We start from the raw sequence: 24,734 nt of genomic DNA, 5'->3' as shown, positions 1-24,734 counted from the left end.
TCGAATTAAACAGCATAAAGACAATTAATTGCAGGGAGTCTCTTGAGGTATGAGTTATCAAGTCGCGGTATTGGCCGGTGATGGGATCGGCCCCGAGGTTATGGTCGAAGCACGCAAGGTGCTTAAGGCGGTGGAAGAGCGTTTCTCGTTGGATATCGAGTATAGCGAATATGATGTGGGAGGCGCGGCCATAGACAATCATGGTTGTCCGCTACCCGAGTCTACCCTGAAGGGCTGCGAGGCGGCCGACGCTATCTTGTTCGGCTCGGTAGGAGGCCCTAAGTGGGAGCATCTACCCCCAAACGATCAGCCAGAGCGCGGCGCCTTGCTGCCGCTACGGGGACACTTCGAGCTGTTTTGTAATATGCGTCCGGCCAAGCTACATGTTGGCCTGGAGCATATGTCGCCGCTGCGTAGCGATATCTCGGCCCAGGGCTTCGACGTGCTTTGCGTGCGCGAGCTGACCGGTGGCATCTACTTCGGTAAGCCCAAGGGGCGCCAGGGTGAGGGCGAGCAGGAAGAGGCCTTCGACACCATGCGCTATAGCCGCCGCGAGGTGCGTCGCATCGCCAAGATCGCCTTCGAGGCAGCCCGAGGTCGTCGTAAGAAGGTGACCTCTGTGGATAAGGCCAACGTACTGGCTTGCTCTGTGTTGTGGCGTGAAGTGGTCGAAGAGGTGGCCAAGGAGTTCCCGGATGTGGAGCTGGAGCATATCTATATCGACAACGCCACTATGCAGCTGCTGCGTCGCCCCTTCGATTTCGATGTGATGCTCTGCTCTAACCTGTTTGGCGACATCATCTCAGATGAGATCGCCATGTTGACTGGCTCCATGGGCTTGCTTTCTTCGGTGAGTCTCAACAGCGATGGCTTTGGTCTGTATGAACCAGCTGGTGGCAGCGCGCCGGATATCGCCGGCCAGGGCATTGCCAACCCGATCGCACAGATCCTGTCTGCGGCGCTGCTGCTGCGTCATAGCCTCAAGGAGGAAGCGGCGGCCAAGGCGATTGAAGATGCGGTCGCCAAGGCGTTGAGCGATGGCTATTTAACTGGAGAACTCTTGAGCGCGGATCAGCGTGACAAGGCAAAATCAACCCGCGAGATGGGCGACTATATAGCCCAAGCAGTCAGAGAGGCAAACTAATGGCGAAGACACTGTATGAAAAGGTATGGGACAGCCATATCGTAGCAGCCCCCGAAGGGGAGGCGCCGCTTATCTATGTGGATCGCCATCTGGTGCATGAGGTGACCTCGCCTCAGGCCTTCAGCGGCCTGAAAGTCGCCGGACGTAAATTAAGGGCGCCAGAGAAGACCTTTGCCACCATGGATCACAACACCTCGACCAAGAGCGCCAGCCTGGATGCACTCAGCCCCATGGCGCGCACTCAGGTGGAGACTCTGGCACAAAACTGTAAAGAGTTTGGCGTGCGTCTATACGATATTCATCATAAGAATCAGGGGATTGTCCACGTTATGGGCCCCGAGCTTGGTATCACCCTGCCGGGCACTGTGATTGTATGCGGCGACTCGCACACGGCGACCCATGGCGCCTTCGGTGCCCTGGCCTTCGGCATTGGCACCTCTGAGGTGGAGCATGTGATGGCCACCCAAACCCTGCGCCAGCTGAAAGCCAAGACCATGAAGATCGAGGTGCGCGGCCAGGTGGCCGATGGGATCACCGCCAAAGATATCGTGCTGGCCATCATAGGCAAGATAGGCATGGATGGCGGCACGGGTTATGTGGTGGAGTTCTGCGGCGAGGCGATTGCCGCCCTGTCGATGGAAGGACGCATGACAGTCTGTAACATGGCGATCGAGATGGGCGCCAAGGCGGGCATGATAGCGCCGGATCAGACCACCATTGATTACCTAGAAGGCCGTGAATTTGCGCCAAAGGGCGAAGCTTGGCAGCAGGCGGTCGCCGCCTGGAAGGCGCTGAAGTCGGACGAGGATGCCGTGTTCGATGCCCATGTGGTGCTGGAGGCGAGCGATATCGCGCCTCAGCTGACCTGGGGGACCAACCCGGGTCAGGTGGTGGCGATCGATCAGTGTGTGCCTAACCCAGAAGATGAGACAAACCCGACGGTGAAGGCGAGTATCGAGAAGGCGCTGGACTATGTGGCGCTCACCCCTGGCACTCAGATGACAGATGTGAGTATCAACAAGGTGTTTATCGGCTCCTGTACCAACTCGCGCATCGAAGATCTGCGCTCGGCGGCCCAGCAGGCCAAGGGACGTAAGGTGGCCACCGGTGTCACGGCTATCGTGGTGCCGGGCTCAGGCTTGGTGAAGGAGCAGGCGGAGGCGGAAGGCCTGGATAAGATCTTCATCGACGCCGGGTTTGAATGGCGTCTGCCGGGTTGCTCCATGTGTCTGGCGATGAACGATGACAGGCTAGAGGCGGGGGATCGCTGCGCCTCGACCAGTAACCGTAACTTCGAGGGTCGTCAGGGTCGCGGTAGCCGCACTCATCTGGTGAGCCCTGCCATGGCCGCCGCAGCGGCGATTGCCGGTCATTTCGTCGATATTCGCAAGCCATACTAGGAGGGAGCGATGCAACCATTTACCACACACACAGGGCTTGCGGTGATCATCGACAGTGCCAATATCGATACGGATCAGATCATCCCTAAGCAGTTTCTCTCTAAGGTCACCCGTGATGGCTTTGGGGTTCACCTGTTCCACGACTGGCGTTATCTGGACGATGCCGGCGATCAACCGAACCCTGAGTTCAGCCTGAACCAGCCCCGTTACCAGGGAGCCTCTATCTTGCTGGCTAAGGAGAACTTTGGCTGTGGCTCGAGCCGCGAACATGCGCCCTGGGCTCTGGCCGATTTTGGCCTCAAGGTGGTCATAGCGCCAAGTTTTGCCGATATCTTCTATGGCAATGCCATCAACAACGGCCTGTTGCCGGTTCGTCTTACCGAGGCGGAGGTGGTGCAGTTGATGCGAGAGGTTGAAGCAGAAGAGGGTGCTCAGGTGAGCGTGGATCTGCAGGCCCAGACTGTGACCTCTCCTTCGGGCGCAAGCTTTAGCTTCGAAATCGCCCCGTCGGCACGCCATAACCTGCTAAACGGCCTGGATGCCATAGGCATAAGCTTGGGTTACGGCGAGGCGATAGCGGCTTATGAAACTGAAATCCCCAGCTGGCGCACCTAATGCTAAGAAGGCCTAACTCATTGCGCCCGATACATGTTTTAGGGATTAGACGCTTTAGGAGTTTGACGTACTAGAAATTAGGCGTACATCTGTACCTTAGGGTTATCGAATAGAGCCGATCGCAATTTGCTGTGGTCGGCTTTTTGTTTACATTAGTGGCAATGAATCTTGTTAAGTCTATATTTTTCAGTTGTTTATTGTGGTCTCCAGCCGTTAGCTAGTCATATGCACAATTAGCTAGTGATTTATGCTGGTGGGTTTACTGTTTTCAGGCGTACAGGTGTTAATTAAATGTCTTTATTTTAATTGGTTGATATTATTGGTTTTTATTTGGAGTTGTTGATTTTTGCAAACTCCATTAAGTGAACGTGGATCACATTTTTGTACTTTGGTTGGCGTTTAAAAGTCGGTTTTAGCTGGTTTTTGTATGCTATTTAGGCGTTTTGGCCAGCATTATTCGCTTAAATTCATTATTTGCTTGTAAAGATATTCTGCATCAGTAGACTGCGGCTCACTCAATATCTGGAGCCTTTGCTCTAGGTTGTCATAATAACAAGAGAGCCATGATGAAGAAGCATATTTTATCTTTAGCTGTAGTTGCTGCCATCGCCACGCCGCTATCTCAAGTTCAGGCCGCTGGATTTCAACTTGCCGAATATTCTGCCACGGGTCTAGGCCGTGCCTTTGCGGGTGAGGCGGCCATGGCCGACAACGCCGCCGCTCAGGCGCGCAACCCTGCTATGTTGACCTACCTCGAGGGACGTCAGCTGTCGCTGGGTGGTATCTATGTGATGCCAAACGTCGATGTAGAGGGGGACGTGACTCTGGCTTCACCTGTGTTGGGGCCTCAGGGCGTGACCATGAACGCTGATGCCCTGGATGTGGCTGACGACGCCCTGGTGCCTAACTTTTACTACTCAAACCAGCTTAACGACCAGTGGACCTGGGGTTTAGCGGTCAACTCTAACTATGGTCTGGCGACCGAGGTGCCGAGCACCCATCCTACCGCTATCTTTGGTAAAGAAACCTCAGTGACCACTGTGGAGTTTAATCCAAATCTGGCTTACAAGGTGTCTGAGGCCGTTTCTGTCGGTGCGGGCCTGCGTATCGTCTATGGCGAAGGTAAGATTGGCGCCTCTACGCCGGCTTGGGTCGATGGCATCAAGGCGATCCCTACTCTGCCTGCCGAGATCGCAGGCGCACTACCACCAGGTGGCACTAGCCTGAAATCGATGGAAGGCGATGATATTGGCTACGGTTGGCAGCTGGGTGCCAGCTGGCAGATCAACCCGGCGCACCGTATCGGTCTGGCCTATCACAGTGGCGTCGAGCTGGAACTCGACGGTCATGCCTCTGGCCTGATCTACAACGGTGGTCAGGATGTGGAGATCGAGGGTTATATGCCACTCGAGCTACCAGCCTTTGCCGAGTTGGCCTCTTACCATCAGCTCACCGACAACTGGGCGATGCATGCCAGCATTAACTGGACCCAGTGGAGCGTGTTCGATCAACTGGTGGCTTACTTCCCAGGCGAGCAGAAGCCTGTTGGCGGCCTGGAGTCGGACCTGGTGAAGGTTGAGAACTTTAAAGACAACTGGCGTTTCGCCCTAGGCACCAGCTATCAGCTAAGCGATAAGTGGCTGGTACGAGGTGGTGTGGCGCTGGATAAGACGGCGGTAGAAGATGAGTATCGCACCATCACTATCCCCGATTCAGACCGTCTGTGGTTCAGTGCGGGTGCTGGCTATCAAGCCTCTAAGAACCTGACTTTGGACTTTGCCGTGACTTACATCAAGGCCCACGGTGATGCGCCGATCAACGAGACCATGAACCTGATGAACCTGGCTCAGGTGAGCTTTAACGGTGAAGCGGGTGGCGATGTCTGGTTGCTGGGCGCTCAGTTAAGCTACAAGATGTAACTTAATGCCCTAGTGCAACTTAAAGCCCAAGGGCTAGTTAAGTTAAACGAAAATGCCTCACCTATGTGGGGCATTTTTTTATCTGAATATTTGTTGGCTATCTGAACTTCATCGGATTATATTCGTCTAATTATCAACATATTTTTAGCGCTAATCGATCCACTATTGCCCCACAGCCAACAGAGCGGGGCGATAGGCGCGATGAACCAACAATAAGAGGTGTCCCATGAAACCCTATCTTCTGGCTGCAAGCATAGCATTACTGCCGATATCGGCCTTCGCCGACCCGAGTGCGACGCAAGTGGTGAAAGGGTTTATCGACGCCTATAACCAGCACAGTGTCGAGAAAATGCTGACCCATGTGTCGGACGATGTGCGCTGGATGCATATCTCTGGCAGCAAGATAGAGGTTGAAACCTCGGATAAGGCGCAATTTGGCGCCGCCATGACAGACTATTTCGAGACCCTCACCGGCGCCCAGGCCACCATACTCGAGCTGATCGACTCTTCTCACTATGTCAGCACGGTAGAGCGTGTGACCTGGGAGAACGATGGTGAGCAACTCAGCCAGTGCAGCATAGGTAATTTCCGCGTGCAGGACGGTAAGATAGCCGAGTTTTGGTATCTGCCCGCCCACGCCTGTGACGAGCAGTTAGAGGCCGCCGAGCAAGTCGAGTCTGAGCCAGAGCCAGAGCTCGATCCGAACCAGCCTAACCAGCAGTAGCGGAGGCGTTCGTGCAGCAGAAGTATGTCATCGCGCTCGATCAGGGCACGACTAGTTCGCGTACCATCATCTTCGATCACGACGCCAATGTCGTCGCCATCTCCCAGCGAGAGTTTTCCCAGATCTATCCTAAGGCGGGGTGGGTGGAACACGATCCCATGGAGATCTGGGCCTCCCAGAGCTCGACCCTAATCGAGGCCCTCGCTAGGGCGGGGATCCACAGCGACGAGGTTGCCAGCATCGGCATCACCAATCAGCGTGAAACCACTGTTCTGTGGGACAAAAGCACGGGTAAACCCATCTACAACGCCATCGTCTGGCAGTGTCGCCGCAGCCAACCCCTGTGTGAATCTCTGAGGGAGGCGGGCTATGAGGATTACATCAGGCAGAATACCGGCTTGGTGTTAGACCCCTATTTCTCGGCCACCAAGATCCGTTGGATCCTCGACAATGTCGAGGGCGCCAGAGAGAAGGCCGAGGCCGGCGAGCTGCTGTTTGGCACCATAGATACCTGGCTGGTGTGGAAACTTACCGAGGGTAAGGTGCATGTGACCGACCCTACCAATGCTTCACGCACCATGCTGTACAACATTCACCAACAGGCCTGGGATCCTGTGCTGCTCGAGGCGCTGGATATTCCCGCGAGTATCCTGCCCGAGGTGAAGCCCTCCTGCGCCGTGTATGGCAAGACACGTATCGCCGGGGAGGGGGGCGAGATCCCAGTAGCGGGCATGGCGGGGGATCAACAATCGGCCCTCTTCGGTCAGCTGTGTATCGACGAGGGGATGGCCAAGAACACCTATGGCACAGGCTGTTTCCTGTTGATGAATACAGGTCTGCAGGCGGTGCAGTCTAACCATGGCCTGTTGACCACCATAGCCGTGGGGCCAAAGGGCGAGGTTAACTATGCCCTGGAGGGCTCGGTCTTCATGGGCGGTGCCACCATTCAGTGGCTGCGGGATGAGCTGGGGCTGATCCGCGACGCCCAGGACACGGAATATTTTGCCCTCAAGGTCAATGACAACAACGGCGTGTATCTGGTGCCGGCGTTCGTGGGACTGGGGGCGCCTTACTGGGATGCCAGTGCCCGCGGTGCCTTGGTCGGCCTCTCCAGGGGCGCGAATCGCAACCATATCATCCGTGCAGCCCTCGAGGCGATTGCTTATCAGAGCCGGGATCTGCTCGATGCCATGACCAAAGACAGTGGCGTGCAGCTGAAACAGCTCAAGGTGGATGGTGGCGCGGTCGCCAACGATTTTCTGATGCAGTTCCAGGCGGATATTACCGATGTCGAGGTGCAGCGACCTAAGGTGACGGAAACCACGGCGATGGGGGCGGCCTTCCTGGCGGGACTCGCGGTAGGCTTCTGGCAATCGACGGCCGAATTGAAACACAAGGCGGGTGTGGAGCGCTGCTTTAAGCCAGCCATCGCCGACGATGAACGTGAAGCCTTGTATCTTGGATGGAAACGCGCGGTCGCTCAGGTGACCAGCGAATCAGTGGGCTAATTGCCAGACGCTGATATTAGGTGTTGATATTAGCAGTCGATACTAGACGTCGATACTAGACGTCGATATCGATGCGGGGCAGTGGTGAATCCAGCGCTTCCTTTTCGGCCTCTTCTTCGGCCTGTTTCTGCGCCTGTAGGCGTCTCGCCTGGCCGCGGCGATCGTCGCGTCCGGGTCTGGGATTGATGCGCCTGTCAGTCTGGCGACGACGCTCCAGATGGGGCGGCAGCTGCGACTGGGGCGCCTCATGACTGTCGGCATGGATGGCATCTATGTGCTCAGTCTGATCCACCACGCGTTTACGTGTTATCGCACGTTGTACCGGTCTGGCTAACATGGCGTACAGGCTATCTAGGGCAACCATCTCTCCTCCTCTTTAGGTTAGGTGTAACTCCTCTAACCTATTTATCGGCTGCTTCTGCTTAAAATTTAGACATCTTGTTCGCTATATTCGTTCAAAGTGGCCGTTTCGTTCAGGAGGGCGGCTTTCGATCAAGAGGCTGCCTTCGTTTACGAGGAGGCCTTAGCCGGACTCACTGCCTGCTCGGCATCACTCTGTGCCTTCTGCCAGAACCTGAGCTGTGCACGGCTGGTAAGCGCTATCTTGCCTTGGTGGCAATTATGCTGACAGCTGAGGCGAATGCCCTGGGCTAAATGTTCCTGCTTGAGGCGGGCTTGCTCTTCGACGGTCGCCTGCGGCGCCAGCTCCAGGAAGCGGACACGGCACATGCCGCACTGACCCCCACCGCCACACTGGCTGGGGATGCGAATTCTGTCGTGATTAAGATTATCTAGCAGATTACCCGGCGACAGTATGAGGCTTTCAAGTGGCTCACCGTCCGGGGAGAGTATGGTTAATTGTCGCTCTCCCTTGTCTGCGCTTCTATTTACCTGCCAGCTAAAATAGTCACCGGCGGCCAATTTGCGCACCAGCACCCAGGCGCCGCTGAGGCCGAGCAGCAGGGCGGCAAAGGCAATCAGCTGGGTCGCCAGGTGATTGAAGCTCACGCCATTATTCGGGAAATAGTCGATAAAGTGCAGCATGAAGAGCAGCTGCTTGAATCGCGAGCCCTGGTTTTCGTGGGCCTTGACCTCACCGCTCTGGCCATCGATGAAGATCTGCGTGCCATGCTCATCCTGGGTATCGAAGCGGTAGAAGGCCGAGTTGCCGCCATAGCGCTGCGCTGCTTCTTTATCGACAATGGGCGAAGAGAGCCTTGCTTCCCCTATATAACTCTCCTGGGCGAGCCTTATCAACTGCTCGTTATTCAAATTCACCGCTTCGCCGGTATCGCCCCAAAAGGCGAGGGTGCCGGCGCTCGTCCTCAGACGATAGATGGGGCGCTCCAGCAGCGTGGCCAGCTCGACACGCTTAAGGCTTAATTGCTCAGCGTTCCTATTTGTCAGTTGGTTTGTAATTTCTACTAGCGTCACCGTCGGTTGAATTAACCTGACGCTGTTTTGCGCTTGGTTACCAGGCTTGGCGCGCATGGAATTGGCATCTAACAGCTGCTCGTCGATTAGGTTAAAGGCCAGGCCGGTCAGGGTCCAGATGAGAAGCTGGGCACCGACTATGAGTCCTAGGATGCGGTGTAAACTTCTCGCGCTAATCATACTAAGTCTCATGCCGGCTCCTCCTCGCCCCGTTTAAAGGCGATGAGCAGTAGCAGGGCGCCGGAAAGCGCCGTCAGTAGGGCGAGCAGACTAAAGCCGGTCAATAGCGGATTGTGCACATCTTCCCTTGTGTCATAGTCCATGATGTGCAGCATCCACATGAAGTCGAATAGGCGCCAGAAGTCGTGGCGCTTGGCCACCAACTCGCCGGTGCTGGCCGAGATGTAGAGGCGTGAGTCGAAGGCATCGTTAAGGTTTATCTGCCACAGGGGTAGGCCTCGTCCGCCTATCTCGGCCGGTGCCGATTCGGTTAACAGTTCACTGCTGGCGTTTGATAGGTCGCCGGGATGAAGCAAGCCAGCAAGCTGCATCGCATCCTGCTGGCTTAGCGGCTCGAGCGGCTTGCCATCTTGGCCCGAGAGATAGAGAGCTTTGCCGTCGAGCCTGAGTTTATAGACCGGGCCGAGCGCCGTCGGGAGCAACTCTAGTCTGGTGGCATCGGGATAACGTGAGAAGATCGTCTCGGGCGATATGGTTAGCTGACTAGCGTCCAACGTGAGTCTGGACTCGTCAACGAGATGATCGCCATGGATATAGTCGATATCCATGATCACCATATAAAGGCCGGAAATTAACCAGATGAGGAGTTGTGCCCCCAGAAACAGGGTCAACCATTTGTGTGATTTTCGAAGCCAGCGGCTCTGTTTGGGTGTCAGCATGATTTTGTGTTTTTATTGGCCATCATAGGGATCAAGCCGCCTTTGGGCAAGGCATAATGGGCGTGACTCCAACTGCTTAGGGTCGAACAGACGGGTCGGTTTCATCTGCTCGCGTCGATCCCACAGATCATGGCCTGAATTTGGGACGGCGATCCACTTATCGATCCACCAAAGCCTGTAGGCCCTCCACTTCTGTTTGTTTTTTCAACATATTTGACCCTGAAATTCCCACAAATTGTCCCTGGTTTGGCTGTAGTTACAAATTTACAAACTGGCTGCGAACCCGCTTGAATACTGGCTTTATAAATGGTGGCATCCCTTGACAATGCTTGCACACTATCTCTAAACTTAGCATTTGTGGGAAATTGTGGATATTTGTGGATCTATTAACCAGAAAAACAAGGACGAGCTAACGTGTTTCGTGGAGCGAGTGCTATTAATCTTGACGCCAAAGGCCGGATCGCGATCCCAAAGCGATACCGCGAGCGCCTGCACGTCGATTTTAACAGCCAGCTGGTGATCACGGTCGATTTCGATGCCGCCTGTTTGCTCATCTATCCACTCGAGGCTTGGAAAGCGATAGAAGCCAAGCTGTTACTGCTGTCAGATACCCAGGGCCCGGAACGCGCGATGAAGCGCTTGTTACTCGGTTATGCCCATGAGTGCGAGTTAGACAGCAATGGTCGCCTGCTACTGCCCCCACCGCTACGCCAATATGCCAACCTGGATAAGCACGCCATGCTGGTGGGGCAATTGAACAAGTTTGAGCTGTGGGATGAGGCGGCCTGGCAGCAACAGATTGAACTTAGCCGTGAAACGATTCAAAGCGATGCCTTTGCCAATAGTGAGCGTTTGGCGGACTTCTCTTTGTGATAAGAGAATAACCATAAGTTAAAGAAGAGAGCGATGACTCAAGAATTTGCGCATTTATCCGTGCTGCTGACGGAAACGGTAGCCGGACTCAACATCAAGCCAGAGGGCATCTATATCGATGGCACCTTCGGCCGCGGCGGACACTCTCGCGAAGTGCTCAAGCAATTGGGCCCTAATGGTCGCCTGGTTGCCATCGACCGAGATCCTCAGGCGATCGCCGCCGCAGAGCAATTTGCTGATGATGCGCGTTTCTCTATCGTACACGGTGGTTTTGGCCAGCTGGCCCAATATGTCGACGATCTCGGCCTCAGAGGCAAGATCGACGGCATTCTGTTCGATTTTGGGGTCTCTTCCCCTCAGCTAGACGATGCCGAGCGCGGCTTTAGTTTCCTGCGTGACGGTCCGCTGGATATGCGCATGGACAACTCCCAGGGGGAGACCGCCGCCGAGTGGCTGGCCCGCGCCGAGATAGAAGATATGGCCTGGGTATTTAAGACCTATGGCGAGGAGAAGAACGCCCGCCATATCGCCCGTTGTATCGCCGCCGATCGAGACAAGACGCCTTTCTTGCGTACCAAGGAGCTGGCGGATCTGATCGCCCGTGTGAGCAAGAGCAAGGAGCGCAACAAGCACCCGGCGACCCGTGTATTCCAGGCGATCCGTATCTATATCAACAGCGAGCTGGAGCAGATCGATCAGGCGCTGGAAGGAGCGGTTACCGTATTGGCGCCCCAGGGACGTCTGTCGGTGATCAGCTTCCATTCGCTGGAAGACCGTATGGTGAAGCGTTTTATTCGCCGCCATAGCCAAGGTGAGTCAGTGCCCCACGGGTTACCGCTGACCGAGGCCGAAATAAATAAGACACGATTACTCAAGGCCGTGGGTAAGGCGATTAAGCCGTCGGCCGAAGAGATTGACCGCAATGCCAGGGCGCGTAGCTCAGTGTTGCGGGTTGCCGAGCGATTAGACTACTAATCCTGTCGAGCAGACGTAAGAGACTAGGGGAACGCTAGTGAGTAAGTCACAACTTAACCTGACTCGTATCGTATTACTCGATCTTTGGCACCACAAGTGGGTGCTTTTGATGGCTTTTATTGTGATTGCGAATGCCATTTTGGTGGTTTACACCAGCCATTCCAGTCGCAAGTACACTAGCCAGTGGGATCAGTTGCTGCAGGAGCGTGACCGCTTGGATATCGAATGGCGCAACCTGTTGCTGGAAGAGCAGTCGCAGTCGGAACATAGCAGGGTGACACGGATTGCCACGAAAGAGCTGGAGATGAAGCGGCCGTTACCCAACGAAGAAGTGGTGGTGAGAGTACCATGAGCAAGCAGGCGAAACGTAAACAGAAACCACAGCTGATCCACTGGCGTCTCTACGTCGTGGTCGGTTTCGTGTGTCTGCTGTTTACCAGCCTGGTGGGCCGCGCCGCCTATATTCAGATCATCGAGCCGGAAAAACTGCGTCACGAGAGTGACATGCGCACCCTGCGTACCACGAGTAACGAGGTGCACCGTGGCATGATCACCGACCGCAACGGTGAGATGCTGGCGGTGAGCGTGCCGGTCAAGGCGGTCTACGCCGATCCTAAGGTGGTGCATGATCGTAACGGCTTCGCCGATATGCGCCGCTGGCAGGCGCTGGCCGACGTGCTGCATGAGCCCAAGGAGGAGATCCTGGCGCGGGTGCAGACCAACCCTAAGAAACGTTTTACTTACCTCAAGCGTCAGGTCACACCTGCGGTGGCCGAGTATATTAAGCAGCTCAAGCTGCCCGGTGTCTACCTTAAGGCCGAATCACGCCGCTACTATCCTACCAGTGAGATCAGCGCGCAGCTGGTGGGCCTGACCAATATCGACGATAAGGGTATCGAAGGGATTGAGAGCACCTACAACGATTGGCTGACGGGTACCCCCACCAAGCACAAGGTGCGTAAGTCCCGCGACGGCCACGTGGTGGAGCGTCTGGACACGGTGCAGACCGGCGAGAGCTCTAACGATCTGGTGCTCAGTATCGATCAGCGCATTCAGCAGCTGGCCTACCGCGAGATCAAGCGCGCTACCGAGATCAACCAGGCTACCTCGGCCTCTATCGTGGTGCTCGACGTGCACACCGGCGAGGTGTTGGCCATGGCGAACACCCCTAGCTACAACCCTAACTCCCGCGATAACCTGCAAAGCTATCGCATGCGGAACCGCGCCCTGACCGACGCCTATGAGCCGGGTTCCACCATCAAGCCCTTCGTGGTCGCCGCGGCGCTCGAGGCCGGCACCATCAAGGAAGATCAGATCTTCAAGACACATCCGGGCCGCGTGCGTATCGGCGGCAAGATAGTGCGTGACGGTCGCAACTATGGCGACATGTCGCTGGCCGATGTCTTGGTGCACTCCAGTAACGTGGGGATGACACAGATCGCCTTGTCTATGCCGGTACAGGAGCTGCTGGGTTACTACCAGGCCATGGGGCTGGGTAATTATTCTGGCATCAACCTGCCGGGCGAGAGCGCCGGTCTTATTCATGACCGTCGTCGTTGGTCCGATTTTGAGCGGGCAACTCTCTCCTTCGGTTATGCCCTGACCGTAACACCACTGCAGATCGCCCGCATGTACGCCATGTTGGGTAGCGGCGGCGTGCTCTATCCCTCTTCGATCCTCAAGCTGAAGAAGGAACCCGAGGGCGAGCAGGTGATCTCACCCGAGGTGGCCCGCAGCGTGATGCAGATGCTGATCGGGGTGACCGAGCCTGGCGGCACCGCCAAGAAGGCCCATATCGACGGCTACCCGGTTGCGGGTAAGACGGGGACCGCCCGTAAGGCCGTGGCCGGTGGCTATGGTGAAGATTATGTCGCCCTGTTTGCCGGGGTCGCACCGGTACACAATCCGAGACTCGCCATGGTGGTGGTAGTCAATGAGCCCAAGGGCGATCGTTATTATGGCGGCGATGTGGCCGCTCCCGTGTTTGCCAAAGTGATGTCAGGGGCACTACAGATGTTAAATGTTGAGCCGATTAGCGCTCGAGAAAAAGTTCAATTGGCCGGTAATGTCAGGAGGGGCGAATAATGCAGCTATGCGATCTCCTAGCCCCCTGGTTTCATTATGCCGGTGGTGAGTCCCTCAGCCATCTGACGCTGGATAGTCGCGAGATAGGCCAGGGCAGCGTGTTTGTCGCCGTCCCCGGTCACAGGGTTGATGGTAGAGACTATGTCGATACCGCCCTGTCGCAAGGAGCCGTAGCGGCACTTATTCATACCGACGACCCGGCAGAGCATGGCAAGGTGAGTCAGGATAACGGCCTGCGTATCTATTTCTTTCAGTTGCAGCGTCAGCTGTCGGCGCTCGCCTCTCAGCTCTACGTGCTGGGACGGGATAGGATCAAGCTGATCGGCGTAACCGGCACCAATGGTAAGACGTCCGTGACCCAGTTGATTGCTCAGCTAAGCGACGGCCTGGGTAAGCCCGCCGCCGTCATGGGCACCCTAGGTAATGGCCTGTGGGGCCAGCTGGTCGACAGCGGTAACACCACGGCGGATCCCATTACCGTGATGCGCCAGCTAGAAGATTTTGACCGCCAGGGCACCGCCGTGTGCGCCATGGAGGTGTCCAGTCATGGCCTGGTACAGGGACGGGTTGACGCCGTGCCCTTCGATGTGGCCGTGTTTACTAACCTGAGTCGGGATCATCTGGATTATCACGGCTCTATGGATGCCTATGGTGCGGCCAAGCAGCGCCTGTTTAGATTCAGCTCGTTGAGTCATGGCCTGATCAACCTTGACGATCCTGTTGGGCGTCAGTGGATCCAGGATAAACGCTGTAAGGGCTTGGTGGGCTTTAGTATTCAAGGCCAGGAAGGAGCCGCTATCTATACCAAAGAGGTGAAGCAGCATAGCCAGGGCGTCAGCGCGACCTTAGTCTGGCCCGAAGGCGAGGCGAAGATCGACTCGCCCCTGCTGGGTATCTTTAATCTGTCTAACCTGGTGGCGGCCTTGGGCGCCCTCTATCTGAGCGGCTACGCCATGGCGCAGCTGTTGACTCAGGTGTCCAGCCTCAAGCCTGTGGCGGGACGCATGGAGCGTTTCACCACGCAAGAAGGCGTCACCCTGGTTGTGGATTACGCCCATACGCCGGACGCCATTGAGCAGGCGCTACGAGCCCTGCGTGGTCATTGCCGCGGCAAGCTATGGTGCGTCTTTGGTTGTGGTGGCGATCGTGACAAGGGTAAACGCCCACTGATGGCCCGCGCCGCCGAGGAGAATGCCGACTGCGTCATGGTGACCAGCGACAATGCTCGCAGCGAAGATCCCATGACGATCATTCAAGATGTATTGGCCGGGCTCAACAAGCCGCAGATCGCCCTGACTCAGGTCGATAGACAACAGGCGATCCGCGAGGTGGTGACCCTGGCCTCCAGTGGCGACCTCATTTTGCTGGCCGGTAAGGGCCATGAGACCTATCAGGAGATCGCCGGCAAACGCCTGGATTATGATGAACGCGCCCTGGCGGCAGCAATTGCGAGGGGCGGCAAATGATCCCACTTAAACTGTCAGAGCTCGCCAAGGTACTGAATGCCAAGCATATCGGCGACGATTTAAGCGTCAGCAAGGTATCGAGCGATAGCCGGGTGGTGGATGCGCAGACTCTGTTTGTCGCCTTAAAAGGTGAACGTTTCGATGCCCATGATTTTGCCGCCAAGGCGGTGATGGATGGCGCCAGCGCCCTGCTGGTTGAGCGTGAACTACCGATTGCCGCGCCGCAACTCATAGTGGCTAACAGCCAGAAAGCCATGGGCCAGATTGGTGCTCATGTGAAGCAGTGCGTCGCGCCCAAGAGCGTGGCCCTGACCGGCTCGAACGGCAAGACCAGCGTCAAGGAGATGGTAGCGACCATATTGTCGACCCAGCATCAGGTGCTCTATACCGCGGGCAATTTCAACAACGAAGTGGGCGTGCCTTTGACCCTGCTGCGCCTCGAGCCGCAACACGAATATGGCGTGTTCGAACTGGGTGCCAATCATCTCGGCGAGATTAATTACACTTCATCTTTAGTGCAACCCGATGTGGCGATGGTTAATAATGTCGCCTCGGCGCATTTAGAGGGTTTTGGCTCGCTCGAAGGCGTGGCTAAGGCTAAGTCTGAGATCTTCCTCCACCTGGCTAAGGATGGCGTCGCCGTGATCAATGCCGACGACGCATTTGCCGATGTGATGCGCCGCGCGGCCGCTAGCCATACCCAGTTGAGTTTTTCATCCCAGGGGAATCCTGCAGATGTCAGCGCCGATGAGCTCAGCGCCGACGCCTTGGGCTGTTATCGCTTTCGAATCGCGTATCGGGATGAGCAACGTACCGTCAGCCTGCCGCTGTCGGGCCGTCATCAGGTGAGTAACGCCCTGGCGGCGACCAGCATCTGCCTGGCGCTGGGATTGTCGCTGGATGAGATAGTTCAAGGGCTTATGCGGTTGCAACCCGTGAAGGGGCGTATGCAGCCGACACGTCTGGGACGTTTCTTGCTGATCGACGACACCTATAACGCCAATCCGGCCTCGGTGGGAGCGGCAATCGACTGGCTTCAAGAAATTGAAGGAAATCGCTGTTTAGTGCTGGGCGATTTGGGCGAATTAGGTGACAATGCGTCCCTTTTACATCGGCAGCTGGGCGAGAAGGCCAAGCAGCAGGGGATCGATGCCTTGTATTCACTGGGAGAGTTGAGTCGGGCGAGTAGCGAGGCTTTCGCCGGCAAGCATTTCACCGACTTAGATGCATTGGTTGTTGATTTAGTTAGTTATTTTAACCAGTTAACCGGCAAGGTGACTGTGTTAGTTAAGGGGTCTCGAAGCGCCAGAATGGAGCGGGTTGTCGAGGCCCTCATTGCCGCTTTTGAGCGCAAGGAGTTGTTTTAATGCTGGTTTATCTGGCTGAGTATCTAACCCAGTTTTATACCGGGTTTAACGTTTTCTCATATGTGACCTTCAGGGCGATCCTGGGGCTGTTGACCGCCATGGTGTTTAGCCTGTGGTGGGGGCCTAAGATGATCGAGCGTCTGCAACTGCTGCAGATAGGTCAGGTGGTCCGTAACGAAGGACCCGAGTCGCATTTTGCCAAGCGCGGCACACCGACCATGGGTGGCCTGTTGATCTTGGCCGGCGTCTTCATCAGCGTATTGCTGTGGGGCGATCTGGGTAGCCGCTACGTGTGGGTCATGCTTTTCGTGCTGGGCGCCTTTGGCCTTATCGGCTTCATCGACGATTATCGCAAGGTGGTGCGCAAGGACACCAAGGGACTTATCGCGCGCTGGAAGTATATCTTGCAGTCCCTGGCGGCCTTGGCCATCGCCTTCTATCTGTACGCCTCGGCGGGCAGTGAAGGTGAAACCCAACTGGTCCTGCCCTTCTTTAAGGATGTGATGCCACAGCTGGGCGCCTTCTTCATCCTGCTGGCCTACTTCACTATAGTGGGCTCGAGCAACGCGGTGAACCTGACCGATGGTCTGGATGGTCTGGCGATTATGCCGACCGTGATGGTGGCGGCTGCTTTTGCGCTGATCGCCTATCTGTCTGGCCACGTGCAGTTTGCCAACTATCTGCATATACCTTATTTGCCTGGCTCGGGCGAGCTAGTGATCGTCTGTACCGCCATCGTCGGTGCGGGATTGGGCTTTTTGTGGTTCAACACCTATCCGGCCCAGGTTTTCATGGGTGACGTGGGATCCCTTTCTCTGGGCGCGGCACTGGGCACCATAGCCGTGTTGGTGCGTCAGGAGATCCTCTTGGTGATCATGGGCGGTGTATTCGTGATGGAGACGGTTTCTGTGATCCTGCAGGTCGGCTCTTATAAGTTACGCGGCCAACGTATATTCAGGATGGCACCTATCCATCACCACTACGAGCTGAAAGGTTGGCCCGAGCCCAGGGTGATTGTGCGTTTTTGGATCATCTCCCTCTTCCTGGTGTTGCTAGGCTTAGCAACCTTAAAGTTAAGGTAAGACGCCATGGCGAGTCAGTACACGCACATAGTATTAGGATTGGGGGCCACAGGGCTCTCTGTGGTGCGTTATCTCATTAAGCAGGGGATCACGCCACTGGTGATGGACAGCCGCGAGAACCCGCCGGGTCGTGAGACCCTGAGCCAGGAGTTTCCCGAGGTGCTGTTGCTCACCGGCGGTTTCGATTGCCGCTACCTGGTGCAGGCCAGTCAGATCGTCGTCAGCCCCGGGATCCCGCTGGATACCGCCGAGGTGCGCGCCGCGGTGGATATGGGCATAGATATCGTCGGCGATGTCGAGCTGTTCGCCAGAGCGCTGGCAGATCGCCCCGCCTGCGTCATCGGCATCACGGGATCTAACGGTAAGTCGACCGTGACTACCCTAGTGGGTGAGATGGCCGCTAAGGCGGGCCTCAAGGTGGCCGTGGGCGGCAATATCGGCGTGCCCGTGCTTGACCTGCTGGATGGTGACCATGAGCTGTTTGTGCTGGAGCTATCTAGCTTCCAGCTGGAGACCACATCCAGCCTCAACTGCATCAGCGCCACCTGCCTCAACATCAGTGAAGATCACATGGACAGGTATTCGGATCTCGAGAGTTATCGTCAGGCTAAGCTGCGTTTGTATGACCAGACCAAGCTGGCAATCTTCAACCGCGACGATCTGCTGACTCGCCCGAATGAGCCGATGAACCAGAACAGCTTTGGCCTCTCTCTTCCTGAGGGAGACGAGTGGGGCGTTAACCACGGCGTCCTGGTGCATGGCACGACCGAATATGTCGCCGGCGCTCAGGTTTCACTGGTGGGCAGTCACAACCAGGCCAACTTGCTGGTTGCCATGGCGCTGGCCGATAGCGCCGGTGTCGATAAGGCGGCCATGGTCGAGGTGGCGAAGCAGTTCAAGGGGCTGGCCCATAGATGCGAACTCGTGGGTAAGCATCAGGGCGTGAGCTATGTGAACGATTCCAAGGCGACCAATGTGGGCGCCACCATAGCGGCCCTGCAGGGGCTGAGCGACCATGAGGGGCAGATTATTTTAATCGCCGGTGGTGACGGCAAGGGCGCCGATTTTTCGGCGCTACGCGGCTCACTGCTGGGCGTTGCTCAGGTGATCACCCTGGGGCAGGATGGCGACAAAATTGCCGAGCAGTTCGAGGGTGCCATTCGCGTCGAGTCGATGCAAGAGGCAGTCGCTCAGGCGGCTCAGCTGGCTAAGCCGGGCGATCTGGTCCTGCTGTCGCCTGCCTGTGCCAGCCTGGATATGTACGCCAACTTCATGGCCAGGGGCGATGATTTTCGTGCCCAGGTGAATGCCTTGGCCCAAGAGGTGATGCATGCGTAGCGACGAGCGTCAACTAAGCCTGTTTGGCAGCTCCCTTAGCTGGTCGCTGCCGAACCTGTTTAGTCAACGCGAAGCGCCGGGCATGCAGCTCTATGACAGAGCTTTGCTGTTTGCGATCATCTCCCTGATAAGTTTCGGCTTCATCATGGTGATGTCGGCCTCTATGCCGGAGGCCACGAGTTTGACGGGCAACCCCTACCACTTCGTGTGGCGCCATGTGGCCTACCTGATGGGGTGCGCCCTGATCGCCGCGGTGGTGTTGCAGATAGAGATGCATAGCTGGCAGCAGCTGAGTCCTATCTTGCTGCTGGTCGTCGGCATCATGTTGGTGGCTGTGCCGATCGTGGGCACCACGGTAAACGGGGCGACCCGTTGGTTATCGGTGGGCCCGATTCGTATTCAGGTGGCCGAGATCGCCAAGTTTGCCTTTGCCATCTATATGGCGGGTTATCTGGTGCGGCGTCATCAGGAGGTGCGGGAAAACGCCAAGGGCTTCTATAAGCCGATTGCCGTGTTTGCCGTGTATGCCTTTCTGATTTTGCTACAGCCAGACCTCGGTACCGTGGTGGTGTTGTTTGTCGGCACCGTAGGTTTATTGTTTTTAGCCGGTGCAAGATTGCTCGACTTTTTTGCGCTGATCTTGACCGGGGCCATGGCCTTCGTCGGTCTGGTATTGCTGGAGCCTTACCGTATGCGACGGGTGACCTCGTTTCTGGACCCTTGGCAGGATCCCTTCGGTAGCGGTTATCAGCTGACCCAATCGCTGATGGCCTACGGCCGCGGCGATTGGCTGGGACAGGGCTTAGGCAACAGCATTCAAAAGCTGGAATACCTGCCCGAGGCCCACACAGATTTTATCTTTGCCGTGATCGGCGAAGAGCTAGGATTTCTCGGCATTATCGCAGTGTTGTCGGTACTGCTGTTTGTCGCCCTGAGAGCGATAAAGCTGGGTAACCTGTGCCTGCTTGGCGATCGGGCCTTCGAGGGCTATCTGGCCTATGGCATAGGCATCTGGATCTGTTTCCAGACTGTGGTCAACGTGGGCGCCAGCATAGGCATGCTACCCACCAAGGGGCTGACACTGCCCTTCATCAGTTATGGCGGCAGTAGCCTGTGGGTGATGACGGCAGCGGCAATGATATTGATCCGTATCGATCATGAGAGAAGATTAAGCCTGATCCAGGCAGTACAAGGCAAGGTGAAATAGATGGCGTCAGAGAAACGTATTTTGATCATGGCGGGCGGCACGGGCGGACACGTGTTCCCGGCGCTTGCCGTGGCCAAAGCGTTAGCCAAACAGGGCTGGCAGGTGCGCTGGCTTGGCACCGCCGATCGTATGGAGGCTCGTCTGGTGCCTCAACATGGTTTCGATATCGATTTTATCGATATCAAGGGGGTGCGCGGCAATGGCTTGATCCGTAAGCTCGCGGCGCCCTTTAAGATCTTACGTTCCATCATGCAGGCGCGTGAGGTGATCAAAGAGTTTAAACCCGATGTGGTGCTCGGCATGGGCGGATTCGCCAGCGGCCCGGGTGGGGTTGCGGCCAAGCTGAGCGGTATTCCCTTGGTGCTTCATGAGCAAAATGCCATACCAGGCATGACCAACAAGTTGTTGTCGCGCATCGCTACCCGAGTGCTGTGCGCCTTCGAAAACACCTTTGAGGGCAATGCCGAGGTGGTGGGCAACCCGATCCGCAGCGAGTTGATCGCCTTGGGGCGCAGCGAGCAGCCAATCGTTCCGGACGATGCCCTTAGGGTGTTGGTGGTCGGTGGCAGCTTGGGTGCCAAGATATTTAACGACCTGATGCCGAGCGTGACGGCGGCCGTGGCCCAGCACCATTCGATGACGGTATGGCATCAGGTGGGCAAGGGCAATCAGGCGCAGGTGGAGGCGGAATATCTGCAGCTGGGGCAGTCCGGCAGCGTCAAGGTGGCCGAGTTTATTGATGATATGGAAGCGGCCTATCGCTGGGCCGATGTGATTCTGTGCCGTGCGGGCGCCTTGACTGTGTCAGAGGTAGCGGCGGTGGGGCTACCGAGTCTCTTGGTGCCTTACCCCCATGCGGTAGACGATCACCAGACCAAGAACGCCCAGGTCTTGGTGGAAGCGGGCGGCGCATTTTTGCTGCCGCAGACAGTATTAGATAGTGAGAAATTGATCAGCAAGCTGCAGATCTTGGCATCAGATCGTAAGGCCCTCATCGAGATGGGGCAGCTGGCCAAGAGTGTTGCCGTATTAGATGCCACAGAGCGGGTCGCCGCCGTGTGTATCGCGCTGGCAGGTAAGGAAAAAGATGATTAAAACCGAAGAGAAGTACGCCCAATTAAGAACCATCATTCCAGAGATGCGTCGCGTCAAGCGGATCCACTTTGTGGGGATCGGCGGCGCGGGTATGGGCGGTATTGCCGAGGTCTTGGTAAACGAAGGTTATCGTCTTAGCGGTTCCGATATCGCCGAGAATGCCGTGACGGCGCGCCTTAAGCGACTCGGCGCGGCGATCTTCATAGGTCACAGCGCCGATCAGGTCGAGGGCGCCGATGTGGTGGTGGTCTCGACGGCCATCGATGCCAGTAACCCAGAGATTTTAGCGGCCCAGGAGCGACGCATTCCTATCGTTCGCCGGGCAGAGATGTTGGCCGAGCTGATGCGTTATCGCCACGGTGTGGCGGTGGCCGGTACCCATGGCAAGACGACCACCACGAGTCTGATCGCCAGCGTCTATGGTCAGGCTGAGCGGGATCCGACCTTCGTGATCGGCGGCCTGCTGAACAGTGCCGGCACCAATGCCCGTTTGGGTAAGAGCCGTTACCTGATCGCCGAGGCCGACGAGAGCGATGCCAGCTTCCTGCATCTGCAGCCCATGGTGAGTGTGGTTACTAACATAGAAGCCGACCATATGGATACCTATGAGGGGGATTTCGAGAAGTTGAAATCCACTTTCGTCGATTTCCTGCATAACCTGCCGTTCTACGGCGTGGCCGTGGCCTGTATCGACGATCCCGTGGTGAGAGAGATACTGCCCCGCATCGGCCGTAAGGTAGTGACCTATGGTTTTAGCGAAGATGCCGACGTGCAGGCGCTTAACTTCGAGCAGCAGGGTTATAGCTCACGCTTTACCGTGCGCCGTGAAGGGATGGCAGATCTGGACCTGAGGGTTAATCTGCCGGGTCGTCACAATGTGCTCAATGCCCTGGCGGCCATAGCCGTGGCCACAGAAGATGAGATTGAAGATGAGGCGATCATCCGCGCCCTGGATGAGTTCCAGGGCATAGGTCGTCGCTTCCAGCAGCTGGGTGAGTTCACCACCACAGCGGGCGAGGTGATGCTGGTCGATGACTATGGTCATCACCCCAGTGAGGTGGCGGCAACCATCAAGGCGGCGCGTTCCGGCTGGCCAGACAAGCGTCTGGTGATGATCTATCAGCCACACAGATACAGCCGCACCCGGGATCTCTATGACGATTTCGTCGAGGTGCTGGCCCAGGTGGACTGCCTGTTACTGCTCGATGTTTATAGCGCCGGCGAGGCGCCGGTACCTGGTGCAGATAGCCGCGCCCTGTGCCGCTCGATTCGTCAGCGTGGCCAGATAGATCCTATCTTCGTGGCCGAGCCCGAGCAGCTACAGACGATACTGCCTGGGGTGTTGCAGGGGGGCGATCTGCTGTTGACCCAAGGGGCCGGCAATATCGGCGCCCTGAGTCGTCAGCTGGCCGATGCCGGTTTGCAGTTTGAGTCGGAAAACCAATGAGGTTGAGGGCATCTTGCCCTGGCCTCGATGAAGCTTTTGACGCTAGAGGTGAGGTAGTTATAATGGCCGGTTCCTTAGGACTGCCCTCTGGCAATAAATTGATTGATTTTTATACATTTAATGATGCGTTAGGGCGATAAGCAGTGTCCTTAAGAGAGCTAGGTAGCGGTTGGAAAAGCAGGTTGGGACAGGTCGATTGGTACCTGTGTTTCGGCTTGATTTTTCTGTTCCTGGTGATCTGTGGTTTATCCATGGGAGGCTGGAAGCTTCACCTAGTACTAAACGACGCCGATGCGCTGCCGATTGAGGCGGTGGCGATCAAGGGTGACAGGCAGTTTACCAGTGACGCCGAGATACGCAGTGCGCTGCAGGATCTGATGCAGAGAAGCTTCTTCTCGGCGGATGTGAACCAGGTGCAGCAGGCGCTGGAAAATCTGCCCTGGGTCTACCACGCCTCGGTGAGGCGCGAGTGGCCGGCAAAGTTAAAGGTATATCTGGTGGAGCAGACGCCGGTCGCCCACTGGAACGAGACAGATTGGCTCAACGAGCAGGGGCAGGTGTTTAAGGCGCCCCATCGTGAGGGCATAGGCCAGTTACCCAATCTGGTCGGCCCGGAAGATCAGGCGAAGTCTGTGTTGACTAACTATCGCCAGGTAAGTGAATTATTGAAGATCAACGGGTTTGATTTGGCCCGTTTAGAGTTAAGCCCCAGACATGCCTGGTTAGCCGTGCTGGCCAATGGCATAGAGTTGAAGCTGGGAAGGGAAGATAAGATGGCAAGGGTGCAGCGCTTTATCCATGTGTATCCCACATTGGTGAAACAGGATAAGCCCGTTGCCCGAGTCGATTTGCGCTACGATACCGGATTGGCCGTAGGTTGGGATGAAGCACAAGATGAGAGCCGTTAATTAATGACCAAGAATCAAGATAGAAATCTGATCGTTGGATTAGACATAGGAACGTCCAAAGTTGCTGTGATCATCGGTGAGGTACTACCCGATGGTGAGATCAGTGTGGTCGGCCTCGGCAGTCACCCCTCCCGCGGCATGGATAAGGGCGGGGTAAACGATCTCGACTCTATCGTGCGTAGTGTGCAGCGCGCGCTGGATCAGGCCGAGTTGATGGCCGACTGTCAGGTAGCCTCGGTATACCTGGGCATCTCGGGTAAGCATATCCAGTGTCAGAACGAAAACGGCATGGTGTCGATTAACGACGAAGAGGTGACCCAGGAAGATGTAGACAACGTCATCCACACCGCGCGTTCGGTGAAGATCCCTACCGAGCGTCGTATTCTGCACGTCTTGCCACAGGAATATGCCATCGACGTACAAGATGGTATCCGCAGCCCAATCGGCATGTCGGGTATGCGTATGGAAGCCAAGGTGCATATCGTTACCTGCGCCAACGACATGGCCAAGAATATTACCAAGAGTGTCGAGCGTTGCGGTTTGAAGGTGGATGACCTGGTGTTTTCGGCCATCGCCTCGGCTGATGCTGTGCTCACCGACGATGAGAAAGACCTTGGCGTCTGCCTGGTGGATATGGGCGGCGGCACCACAGATATCACCATCTACACCAATGGCGCCCTGCGTCACTGCGCCGTGGTGCCTGTGGCCGGTAACCAGGTGACCAGCGATATCGCCAAGATCTTCCGTACGCCGCTGTCACATGCTGAGCAGATTAAGGTGCAGTACGCCAGCGCCAGAAGCGCCATGGTGAGCCGCGAAGACAGCATAGAGGTGCCATCGGTCGGCGGACGTCCGTCGCGCACCATGTCGCGCCATACCTTGGCCGAGGTAGTCGAGCCAAGATATCAGGAGCTGTTCGAGCTGGTGCGTAAAGAGTTGCGCGACTGCGGCCTGGAAGATCAGGTTGCAGCAGGTATCGTACTCACGGGCGGTACCGCATCGATTGAAGGCGCGGTAGATGTCGCCGAGGCGACCTTTGGCATGCCGGTTAGGGTGGCCGAGCCGTTGCCGGTGAAAGGATTATTTGAATATGTGAACCAGCCCATCTACTCCACGGGTGTTGGGTTGTTACATTATGGTGCAAGACGTGTGCTCGAGCGACAGTTCGAGCGCCCCGAGCGCCAAGGGGTGACCAGTCTTTGGAATCGGGTCCAGAGCTGGTTTAAGGGTGAGTTTTAAGGTTAATAA

22 protein-coding genes are annotated in these 24,734 nt (G+C 56.5%); 19 read left to right on the top strand and 3 right to left on the bottom strand.

Going from position 1 to position 24,734, the window contains the following annotated elements:
* The first annotated feature begins 49 nt into the window (after positions 1-49).
* The 6 genes from leuB to glpK all read left to right on the top strand — a co-directional run bounded on the left by leuB (position 50) and on the right by glpK (position 7,310).
* Positions 50-1,144, top strand: a complete 1,095-nt coding sequence (gene leuB / locus K0J45_RS17815; RefSeq protein ID WP_144201716.1) for a 3-isopropylmalate dehydrogenase — start codon at positions 50-52, stop codon at positions 1,142-1,144.
* Entirely contained in the window at positions 1,144-2,544 is a 1,401-nt protein-coding gene (leuC, locus tag K0J45_RS17810; protein WP_220043514.1) for a 3-isopropylmalate dehydratase large subunit, read from the top strand. Before leuB ends, leuC begins: the two co-directional genes overlap by 1 nt.
* A 9-nt stretch (positions 2,545-2,553) precedes the next feature.
* Complete coding sequence (leuD, locus tag K0J45_RS17805) at positions 2,554-3,159, top strand: 3-isopropylmalate dehydratase small subunit (protein WP_220043513.1); 606 nt, start codon at positions 2,554-2,556, stop codon at positions 3,157-3,159.
* Between the two features lie 566 nt (positions 3,160-3,725).
* Positions 3,726-5,078, top strand: coding sequence for an outer membrane protein transport protein (locus K0J45_RS17800; RefSeq protein ID WP_041406760.1), 1,353 nt, complete (start codon positions 3,726-3,728; stop codon positions 5,076-5,078).
* A 226-nt stretch (positions 5,079-5,304) separates the two neighbouring features.
* Positions 5,305-5,802: a nuclear transport factor 2 family protein gene (locus K0J45_RS17795; protein ID WP_144201722.1), complete on the top strand. Its 498-nt coding sequence runs from the start codon at positions 5,305-5,307 to the stop codon at positions 5,800-5,802.
* 11 nt (positions 5,803-5,813) lie between these two features.
* Entirely contained in the window at positions 5,814-7,310 is a 1,497-nt protein-coding gene (gene glpK / locus K0J45_RS17790; protein ID WP_220043512.1) for a glycerol kinase GlpK, read from the top strand.
* A 55-nt stretch (positions 7,311-7,365) separates the two neighbouring features.
* On the opposite strand, the gene K0J45_RS17785 is transcribed toward glpK, so the two are convergent.
* The 3 genes from K0J45_RS17785 to K0J45_RS17775 all read right to left on the bottom strand — a co-directional run bounded on the left by K0J45_RS17785 (position 7,366) and on the right by K0J45_RS17775 (position 9,643).
* Entirely contained in the window at positions 7,366-7,674 is a 309-nt protein-coding gene (locus tag K0J45_RS17785; RefSeq protein ID WP_220043511.1) for a hypothetical protein, read from the bottom strand.
* Positions 7,675-7,820: 146 nt separating this feature from the next.
* Positions 7,821-8,936, bottom strand: a complete 1,116-nt coding sequence (locus K0J45_RS17780) for a PepSY domain-containing protein (protein WP_220043510.1) — start codon at positions 8,934-8,936, stop codon at positions 7,821-7,823.
* Positions 8,933-9,643 (bottom strand): peptidase, encoded by a 711-nt coding sequence (locus tag K0J45_RS17775; RefSeq protein WP_220043509.1) that lies wholly within the window; start codon positions 9,641-9,643, stop codon positions 8,933-8,935. Before K0J45_RS17775 ends, K0J45_RS17780 begins: the two co-directional genes overlap by 4 nt.
* A gap of 414 nt (positions 9,644-10,057) precedes the next feature.
* On the opposite strand from K0J45_RS17775, the gene mraZ reads away from it, so the two are divergent.
* The 13 genes from mraZ to ftsA all read left to right on the top strand — a co-directional run bounded on the left by mraZ (position 10,058) and on the right by ftsA (position 24,725).
* The gene (gene mraZ / locus K0J45_RS17770; RefSeq protein WP_011867258.1) at positions 10,058-10,516 is read left to right on the top strand and encodes a division/cell wall cluster transcriptional repressor MraZ; all 459 of its coding nucleotides are present in this window, start codon (positions 10,058-10,060) and stop codon (positions 10,514-10,516) included.
* Between the two features lie 33 nt (positions 10,517-10,549).
* The gene (rsmH, locus tag K0J45_RS17765; RefSeq protein WP_220043508.1) at positions 10,550-11,491 is read left to right on the top strand and encodes a 16S rRNA (cytosine(1402)-N(4))-methyltransferase RsmH; all 942 of its coding nucleotides are present in this window, start codon (positions 10,550-10,552) and stop codon (positions 11,489-11,491) included.
* Positions 11,492-11,528: 37 nt separating this feature from the next.
* Positions 11,529-11,843, top strand: a complete 315-nt coding sequence (gene ftsL, locus K0J45_RS17760) for a cell division protein FtsL (protein WP_011867256.1) — start codon at positions 11,529-11,531, stop codon at positions 11,841-11,843.
* On the top strand, positions 11,840-13,576 hold the full coding sequence (locus tag K0J45_RS17755) for a peptidoglycan D,D-transpeptidase FtsI family protein (protein ID WP_220043507.1): 1,737 nt from the start codon (positions 11,840-11,842) through the stop codon (positions 13,574-13,576). The genes ftsL and K0J45_RS17755 overlap by 4 nt, the downstream gene beginning before the upstream one ends.
* Positions 13,573-15,042: a UDP-N-acetylmuramoyl-L-alanyl-D-glutamate--2,6-diaminopimelate ligase gene (murE, locus tag K0J45_RS17750; protein ID WP_220045353.1), complete on the top strand. Its 1,470-nt coding sequence runs from the start codon at positions 13,573-13,575 to the stop codon at positions 15,040-15,042. Before K0J45_RS17755 ends, murE begins: the two co-directional genes overlap by 4 nt.
* Positions 15,039-16,409, top strand: a complete 1,371-nt coding sequence (locus tag K0J45_RS17745) for a UDP-N-acetylmuramoyl-tripeptide--D-alanyl-D-alanine ligase (RefSeq protein WP_220043506.1) — start codon at positions 15,039-15,041, stop codon at positions 16,407-16,409. Before murE ends, K0J45_RS17745 begins: the two co-directional genes overlap by 4 nt.
* On the top strand, positions 16,409-17,491 hold the full coding sequence (gene mraY, locus K0J45_RS17740) for a phospho-N-acetylmuramoyl-pentapeptide-transferase (protein WP_011867252.1): 1,083 nt from the start codon (positions 16,409-16,411) through the stop codon (positions 17,489-17,491). Before K0J45_RS17745 ends, mraY begins: the two co-directional genes overlap by 1 nt.
* A 6-nt stretch (positions 17,492-17,497) precedes the next feature.
* A complete protein-coding gene (gene murD / locus K0J45_RS17735) occupies positions 17,498-18,829 on the top strand; it encodes a UDP-N-acetylmuramoyl-L-alanine--D-glutamate ligase (protein ID WP_220043505.1) in 1,332 nt (443 codons plus the stop codon).
* Positions 18,822-20,036: a cell division protein FtsW gene (gene ftsW / locus K0J45_RS17730; RefSeq protein ID WP_011867250.1), complete on the top strand. Its 1,215-nt coding sequence runs from the start codon at positions 18,822-18,824 to the stop codon at positions 20,034-20,036. Before murD ends, ftsW begins: the two co-directional genes overlap by 8 nt.
* Entirely contained in the window at positions 20,037-21,131 is a 1,095-nt protein-coding gene (murG, locus tag K0J45_RS17725) for an undecaprenyldiphospho-muramoylpentapeptide beta-N-acetylglucosaminyltransferase (RefSeq protein WP_220043504.1), read from the top strand.
* The gene (gene murC, locus K0J45_RS17720; RefSeq protein WP_220043503.1) at positions 21,124-22,578 is read left to right on the top strand and encodes a UDP-N-acetylmuramate--L-alanine ligase; all 1,455 of its coding nucleotides are present in this window, start codon (positions 21,124-21,126) and stop codon (positions 22,576-22,578) included. Before murG ends, murC begins: the two co-directional genes overlap by 8 nt.
* 143 nt (positions 22,579-22,721) lie before the next feature.
* A complete protein-coding gene (locus tag K0J45_RS17715) occupies positions 22,722-23,486 on the top strand; it encodes a cell division protein FtsQ/DivIB (protein ID WP_144201745.1) in 765 nt (254 codons plus the stop codon).
* 3 nt (positions 23,487-23,489) lie between these two features.
* Positions 23,490-24,725, top strand: a complete 1,236-nt coding sequence (gene ftsA, locus K0J45_RS17710; RefSeq protein WP_011867246.1) for a cell division protein FtsA — start codon at positions 23,490-23,492, stop codon at positions 24,723-24,725.
* The last annotated feature ends 9 nt before the right edge of the window (positions 24,726-24,734 follow it).

The sequence above is a fragment of the Shewanella alkalitolerans genome (assembly GCF_019457575.1).
In the GTDB taxonomy this organism is placed as follows: Bacteria; Pseudomonadota; Gammaproteobacteria; order Enterobacterales; family Shewanellaceae; genus Shewanella; species Shewanella loihica.
This window is presented reverse-complemented; position numbering and strand designations above follow the sequence as displayed.

Bases quoted from the DNA above. Each gene is read 5' to 3' on its own strand.
- leuB (WP_144201716.1), top strand. From the start codon at position 50: ATGAGTTATCAAGTCGCGGTATTGGCCGGTGATGGGATCGGCCCCGAG.
- leuC (WP_220043514.1), top strand. From the start codon at position 1,144: ATGGCGAAGACACTGTATGAAAAGGTATGGGACAGCCATATCGTAGCA.
- leuD (WP_220043513.1), top strand. From the start codon at position 2,554: ATGCAACCATTTACCACACACACAGGGCTTGCGGTGATCATCGACAGT.
- K0J45_RS17800 (WP_041406760.1), top strand. From the start codon at position 3,726: ATGAAGAAGCATATTTTATCTTTAGCTGTAGTTGCTGCCATCGCCACG.
- K0J45_RS17795 (WP_144201722.1), top strand. From the start codon at position 5,305: ATGAAACCCTATCTTCTGGCTGCAAGCATAGCATTACTGCCGATATCG.
- K0J45_RS17785 (WP_220043511.1), bottom strand. From the start codon at position 7,674: ATGGTTGCCCTAGATAGCCTGTACGCCATGTTAGCCAGACCGGTACAA.
- K0J45_RS17780 (WP_220043510.1), bottom strand. From the start codon at position 8,936: ATGAGACTTAGTATGATTAGCGCGAGAAGTTTACACCGCATCCTAGGA.
- K0J45_RS17775 (WP_220043509.1), bottom strand. From the start codon at position 9,643: ATGCTGACACCCAAACAGAGCCGCTGGCTTCGAAAATCACACAAATGG.
- rsmH (WP_220043508.1), top strand. From the start codon at position 10,550: ATGACTCAAGAATTTGCGCATTTATCCGTGCTGCTGACGGAAACGGTA.
- K0J45_RS17755 (WP_220043507.1), top strand. From the start codon at position 11,840: ATGAGCAAGCAGGCGAAACGTAAACAGAAACCACAGCTGATCCACTGG.
- K0J45_RS17745 (WP_220043506.1), top strand. From the start codon at position 15,039: ATGATCCCACTTAAACTGTCAGAGCTCGCCAAGGTACTGAATGCCAAG.
- mraY (WP_011867252.1), top strand. From the start codon at position 16,409: ATGCTGGTTTATCTGGCTGAGTATCTAACCCAGTTTTATACCGGGTTT.
- murD (WP_220043505.1), top strand. From the start codon at position 17,498: ATGGCGAGTCAGTACACGCACATAGTATTAGGATTGGGGGCCACAGGG.
- ftsW (WP_011867250.1), top strand. From the start codon at position 18,822: ATGCGTAGCGACGAGCGTCAACTAAGCCTGTTTGGCAGCTCCCTTAGC.
- murG (WP_220043504.1), top strand. From the start codon at position 20,037: ATGGCGTCAGAGAAACGTATTTTGATCATGGCGGGCGGCACGGGCGGA.
- murC (WP_220043503.1), top strand. From the start codon at position 21,124: ATGATTAAAACCGAAGAGAAGTACGCCCAATTAAGAACCATCATTCCA.
- ftsA (WP_011867246.1), top strand. From the start codon at position 23,490: ATGACCAAGAATCAAGATAGAAATCTGATCGTTGGATTAGACATAGGA.